The sequence below is a fragment of the Brachyspira intermedia PWS/A genome (genome assembly GCF_000223215.1).
GTDB lineage: Bacteria > Spirochaetota > Brachyspiria > Brachyspirales > Brachyspiraceae > Brachyspira > Brachyspira intermedia.
In genome coordinates, this window is sequence record NC_017243.1 from 3,298,789 (window position 1) to 3,304,788 (window position 6,000).

5 protein-coding genes are annotated in these 6,000 nt (G+C 25.1%); 3 read left to right on the plus strand and 2 right to left on the minus strand.

Annotated features, from left to right (window positions below; genetic code table 11):
* Positions 1–100: 100 nt before the first annotated feature.
* Positions 101–472 carry a DIP1984 family protein gene (locus BINT_RS14340; protein WP_014489285.1) on the plus strand — a complete coding sequence of 124 codons (372 nt, stop codon included), beginning with the start codon at positions 101–103 and terminating at the stop codon, positions 470–472.
* Positions 473–599: 127 nt separating this feature from the next.
* Here BINT_RS14340 and BINT_RS14345 read toward each other — a convergent pair whose 3' ends face one another.
* Positions 600–1,502, minus strand: a complete 903-nt coding sequence (locus BINT_RS14345; protein ID WP_014489286.1) for a cysteine hydrolase family protein — start codon at positions 1,500–1,502, stop codon at positions 600–602.
* Positions 1,503–1,533: 31 nt separating this feature from the next.
* The gene (locus BINT_RS14350) at positions 1,534–3,117 is read right to left on the minus strand and encodes an aryl-sulfate sulfotransferase (protein ID WP_014489287.1); all 1,584 of its coding nucleotides are present in this window, start codon (positions 3,115–3,117) and stop codon (positions 1,534–1,536) included.
* A 186-nt stretch (positions 3,118–3,303) separates the two neighbouring features.
* Between BINT_RS14350 and BINT_RS14355 the strand changes: the two genes are divergently transcribed.
* Both BINT_RS14355 and BINT_RS14360 read left to right on the plus strand, forming a co-directional pair.
* A complete protein-coding gene (locus tag BINT_RS14355) occupies positions 3,304–4,014 on the plus strand; it encodes an ankyrin repeat domain-containing protein (RefSeq protein ID WP_014489288.1) in 711 nt (236 codons plus the stop codon).
* A gap of 131 nt (positions 4,015–4,145) precedes the next feature.
* Positions 4,146–5,864 carry a class I SAM-dependent methyltransferase gene (locus BINT_RS14360; RefSeq protein WP_014489289.1) on the plus strand — a complete coding sequence of 573 codons (1,719 nt, stop codon included), beginning with the start codon at positions 4,146–4,148 and terminating at the stop codon, positions 5,862–5,864.
* Positions 5,865–6,000 lie beyond the last annotated feature (136 nt).

The window sequence follows — 6,000 nt, forward strand, 5'->3', positions numbered from 1 at the left end:
AATAATTATAGGAGATATTTATGAAACTAGGAGAAGCATTATTAAAAAAGAGGAATATATCAAAAAAATAGATAATTTAAAGAAAAGAGTAAAAAATAATGTGGCTATAAAAGAAGATAATGAAAATAATGAAAATCCTAATGATTTAATTAAAGAATATATAGAAACCAATAATGAATTGTCCGATTTGATGATGAAAATAAGCAATAAAGAAAATACCACAAGACTAGAAATAGGTATATCAATATCAGAAGCTATTAATATAAGAGATAAATTAAGCAGAGAAATAGATATTTATAAAAGCATTTTGAAAGAGGTGAACAGTAAAGATTTCAGAACAGCAAAAAATGAAGTAAAAATGAAAGTACTAGTTAATGTAAAAGATATACAAAATGAATTTGATAAATTATCAAAAGCATTTAATGATATTGATGTTATGATACAATCTGCTAATTGGAATACAGATTTATAATAAAATATAATAGAAGATAGTATATACCTAAACAACTATATTTTATCAAAAATTATTTTCTTATATTTATTATATGCGGTACTAGCCTTGCTAAGCACACAGACATGCCACACAAGCACTTTTTTAATTATACTTCTATTATATTAATACCATAATCTTTTTGTAACTTACTATACTTTTTTTCAATTTCTTTAGTATTATATATACTACTGCTACAATTTATCATAACATTAATTTTTTTAGTGATATTTTTATCGCTTGAATATACATCACAAATTTGACATAATGTATTATAAAGACTAAAATCTTTTGCCTCTCCGCAAACATATATATATTTATAATTTTTTAATTCATATACCCAAGCCATATCAAAAAATCTAGTTTCAGGAGTAATAACTTCAGGTTTCACAGCTCCATACATTTCAGTTAAACGTTCAGTACCTTTAATTATTTTATGTATATTTTTTTCTCTTAATCTTTCATAAAATAAAAGCATATTATTAAGCTGTTTTTCTATAAGCCAGCCATCTGTACCATGAATACAATGATAAGGCCATATTATAAGATTTCTGGCATTAGCTTTTTCTAACTTTTTTAAATATTGTATCTGCTCTTTTTTATATAATGGTATAATTTCATGATTATATATTTTATCCAATGTAACTTCAGTGAAAGGATCAACATCTTCTCCGCTATGCTTCTTCCACATATATGGGTGAAATATAGAATCATAATAATGGGTATCCATAGTTACATAAATTCTTGATATATCCTCTAAATTTGAATATATAAAATTTATTATTCTTTTTATATCTTTTAAAGCACCTTTTACAGGTAAAGAACCTTTTTTAGGATCTATAAAATCTCTCTGTGTATCTACTATTAATAATGCTATATTATTATCATTATTTTTAAAATTAAATTTTTTTGAATAAATATCAGCAAGATGAAATATATCACTTTGATTGATAGGATTAACTTCCTTTCCTATATATTTTTCATTAACAATTTTTTCGTATACATCACTCATACCGCTAATACTCCTGCAATATAAAAATCGTTTAATTTATAAAAGAACTATCCTCGCTATATTTATGGTCATCGGAATAATATAAAGGCATTTTATCTATTCTATAAATACCCCAAGTCTTTACTCCGAACTTCAAATGATAAAAAACTTCTTTTGTTTCTTTATCAACTTCCATTATCTGAGCATTATTACCAAAATCAAGAAGCATATTTCCATTGCTTAAAAAATCTATGTCTGATATATAATGAGAATATAATTTATTTTCTGTTTTATATTCATAGATTTTTTCAGCCTTCCAAGAACCATGAGAACCAGTGATTTTATATTCTACATATCTTGAACCATTTGGATTTATATCTTCATCGCCTTGATTATCAAACATACCTATTACATTAGTTGATATCAAAAATAAAGCATGCTGACTCTTAGGACCATCAGTATTTCCATCACCTAATACTTTATAAGGATCGAATGATTTTAAATCTTTTAAATATCTGCCGTAAGGATTGTATGATTCCATAGTATCTAAAGTATCATCAGCCATATACCAAATAAGCTCCCATTCGCTGTAATCAACTGCCATAACCGCTAAACTTCTTACAGATAAATAAAGTATATCATTAGACTCATCATAAACTAAAGAATTACAATGTGCCCAGTCCATAGGAAAATCTTTTTTTCTTCCTATGCTGTAATATTTATTGTCTTCATCAAATATTAATTTTTTTAAATACTCTTTTTCTGACTCATCGCCATTTTTATTAACTATCTTTTTTATCAAATCGCCGACATATAAATCTCTTATTAAATTTCCATTACTATCAACTTCGCAAATTCTATCTTCAACGCCCCACTCGGAATTAGCAAGCATTATATAATTACTATCAGACTTTTTTCTTATAACATCATGATGAACTCCTATATTCAATTTAGTAACATCAAGTTTTGCATTTCCAAGTAAATCGCTAATTCCCATAGTATCATATATAACAATATCATTATCTTGATCTATAACTTTTGCTATCTCATTAGTAAGATAGAAGTTAGAATAATTCACATAACGCAAATTACCTTTTCTGCTTACCCCCATTAAAAAAAGTCCTTTCCAGCTTCTATTTATAACAGGACTTGCAAAATATAATTCTGCATTATTATCTTTTAAATTAGTAATAGAACTCTCATCATTGATATTGAAAAAATATACATTTTCTTCAGGTTTTAAATCTCTTATTACTCTGTTTGTAGCTGGAATATAAAGTCCGTCTATAGAAAGTTTATCAACTATTATATTAGTAGATATTCTATTTGTACCATTAATAATATGAACAGTATTTGTATTTTCTGAATAAAGCCCATGTATTGCAAAATTAGAGCCGTAATTTTTAGGATAAGTAAAAATTATATCTTCATCGCCTAGTCTTCCTTCTGTTATTACAGTAACAGGATAATTATTATTAGTTTCTATTTTGTATAATAATGATAAAGGAGTTTGTCCATTAGGATTTAATATAAACTCACCTACCTTATCATCAGGAAGCGGTATTTCTTTTTTAGAACATGAAAAACATAAAAATAATATCATCATTAAAATTATAAATGCTGCAAATCTTTTCATTTTTAAATACCCTAATTATCATAATTAATGTAAACTTTTTTATATTCTAAATAATAAAATAAGTTTTTGCAATAAAAAATATATAAAAAATATAAATATAATTGAAAATATTAATTTTTATATAAAATACAGTATTTAATTTTATGAGTTAATTTTTTATTAAATCGAAATAAGGTTTTTAATAATATGAAAGAATTTTTTGATGCTGCTAAAAGCGGAGATTTAAACAAATTAAAAGAATGCTTAAATAAAAATATCAATATAAATAAGCTAGATGATGAAGGGTTTACTGCCTTAATGCTTGCATCTATATTTAATAGAGTTAATATTACCGAAGAATTAATAAAAAATAATGCTGATATTAATTTGCAAACCGATGAAAATTGGACTGCTTTGATATTTGCTTCATTTTACGGGCATAGTGAAATCGCTGAGCTTCTGCTAAAAAATAATGCCAACTTAAATATAAAAAATAAACAAGGTTTCGATGCTTTTCTTACTGCCGTATTTTATAAAAGAATTGATATTGTTAAACTATTATTAAAATACAATGCTGATGTTAATACAAAAAATAATGAGGGATTTACTCCGCTTATTTATGCCTGCAATCATGATAATACAGATATATTAAAACTTCTTATAAATCATAATGCAGATATTAACGGCAAAACTAATGATGGAGTTAATGGGCTTATGTATGCATGTTTAATGCTTAAAGAAGATATAGTAAAAGAGCTTCTTGAAAATAATATTAATATTGATGAAGTTGATAATAATGGTGATAATGCATATATTTATTTGAAAAGCAATGAAAATAATGAAAGCGATAATGAAGGCAATGAAGATTTAAAAACTATGAATAGAATAAATGATATGATGAATAATTATATAAAATAGAATAAATAAAAATGCTGTTTTGTTCTTTAATCTTATCTCCCACCCGCCCCCTAAATATTAATTTGTAATAATATTTTTTTTGTTATATAATATTAAGAATAATAAATAAATTTTAAATAGTTGTGCGACTTATGCAGGATATATGTATAATAACAGATATAGGAACAATATACGGGTTTGGACATATTACTCGTATGAAGTTCATAGCAAATAAATTAAAAGAATATTATAACTTTACATTTTCTTCTATCAATAATAATAGCAGTATATTTAAAGATAATACTATAAATACATGTAGATACAATGAAATAGAAAATTTAAATCCTTATCTAGTAATAGTAGACAGCAGAGAAGTAGATTCAAAATATATAAAAGAATTAAAAAAAATAAGCAATGTTATAATAATAGATAGTGTGGGAAATGAAAGAGCATTTGCTGATATAGTTATAGAAATGCTTCCGAATATAGATAATTCCAAAGAGGTAAATATAAAGCCTTTCATAGCTACTATATTAAATTCTAATGTAAAACCAAAATATGATGCTGATGCCCCTATTCTTCTTTATTTGGGATTTAATAATGAATTAAAAAATAAAGCTATAGAAATAATAAGTAAAATAGAAGATAAAAATTTTGTATTGATAGATACAGAAAAAGAAAGCGAATATAGTAATATAAGATATAAGAATTTCGGAACTGATATATTTGAAAATCCATACAGTGCGGTTATAACCTATTTCGGGCTTACAGCCTTTGAATGCATAGAATCTTCAATACCTGTAATTTTGCTTTCTCCTACAAAATATCATGATGATTTGGCAAGAATTCAGGAAGAGCTTTTCTTTAATTTGGGATTCTTTCAGAACATAGATACTGATACTGCAATAAATAAATTAAAAGAATTTCTATTTAATAATGATATGCAAAATAAGTTCAGAGAAAAAGGTAAGTTGATAAATACAGATAAATCTTTGGAGCGTATAAAAACTATAATAGATAATATAAAAGATTTCAAAAATATAGAATGCCCATTTTGCAAAAGCAGAAACATAGAAATGAAAAATAGAAATTTGGAATCCAATTTATATAAATGCCAAAAATGTAATACACTATTTAGAAAATATTTTCTTCCTCCATTTACAGATTATTCTTCTAAATATTTCGTTGAAGATTATAAGAATCAGTACGGAAAAACTTATGAGGAAGACAGTGCTAATTTAACTGCTTTGGCTAAAAGAAGATTAGAAAAGATAAAGAAAATAAAACCTAATGGAAAAGTACTTGATATAGGAAGTGCAATGGGTTTCTTTCTTAAAGAAGCTAAAGAATATGGATATGAAACAGAGGGTATAGAGATAAGTGAATATGCCTCGAACTACTGTATAAACACCCTTAATCTTAATGTACATAACTGCTCTTTACTTGACTTTGAATATAAAGAAAAAGAATATGATATAATAACTGCTTGGTATGTTGTAGAGCATATATACAATTTTGAAAGTATTTTAGAACGCATAATTTATTCGCTTAAAGATGATGGAATATTAGCTTTTGCAACTCCTAATGGTAATGGTTTGAGCGGAAGATACAATAAAAACTATTTTTCTATAGTGCCGTCAGATCATGCATTTGAGGCTAATCCTAAATCTTTAGATATACTTATGTCTAAATATTCACTTAAATGCATAAATTTAGAGAATCAAAGCGTTTATTACAATAGATTTTGCGATGTATTCGGTCTTAATTTCATTAGGAAAAATAACTTTCTATCAGGAATATATAGCTCTTTTGCCAAAAGTAAGAATTTAGGTGATACATTTGAATGCATATATCAAAAGTCATTAAAATAAAATACTGATGCAAAAATGTTTTAAATGTAGTTTAAATTTCATATATTTAATGATTAACTATCAATATATGAAAATAACTATAGTTTTTACAATTTTACAAATATAGCATTATTTTGTTATAATTGTTATAAATGTA

Bases quoted from the DNA above. Each gene is read 5' to 3' on its own strand.
- BINT_RS14360 (WP_014489289.1), top strand. From the start codon at position 4,146: ATGCAGGATATATGTATAATAACAGATATAGGAACAATATACGGGTTT.
- BINT_RS14345 (WP_014489286.1), bottom strand. From the start codon at position 1,502: ATGAGTGATGTATACGAAAAAATTGTTAATGAAAAATATATAGGAAAG.
- BINT_RS14350 (WP_014489287.1), bottom strand. From the start codon at position 3,117: ATGAAAAGATTTGCAGCATTTATAATTTTAATGATGATATTATTTTTA.
- BINT_RS14355 (WP_014489288.1), top strand. From the start codon at position 3,304: ATGAAAGAATTTTTTGATGCTGCTAAAAGCGGAGATTTAAACAAATTA.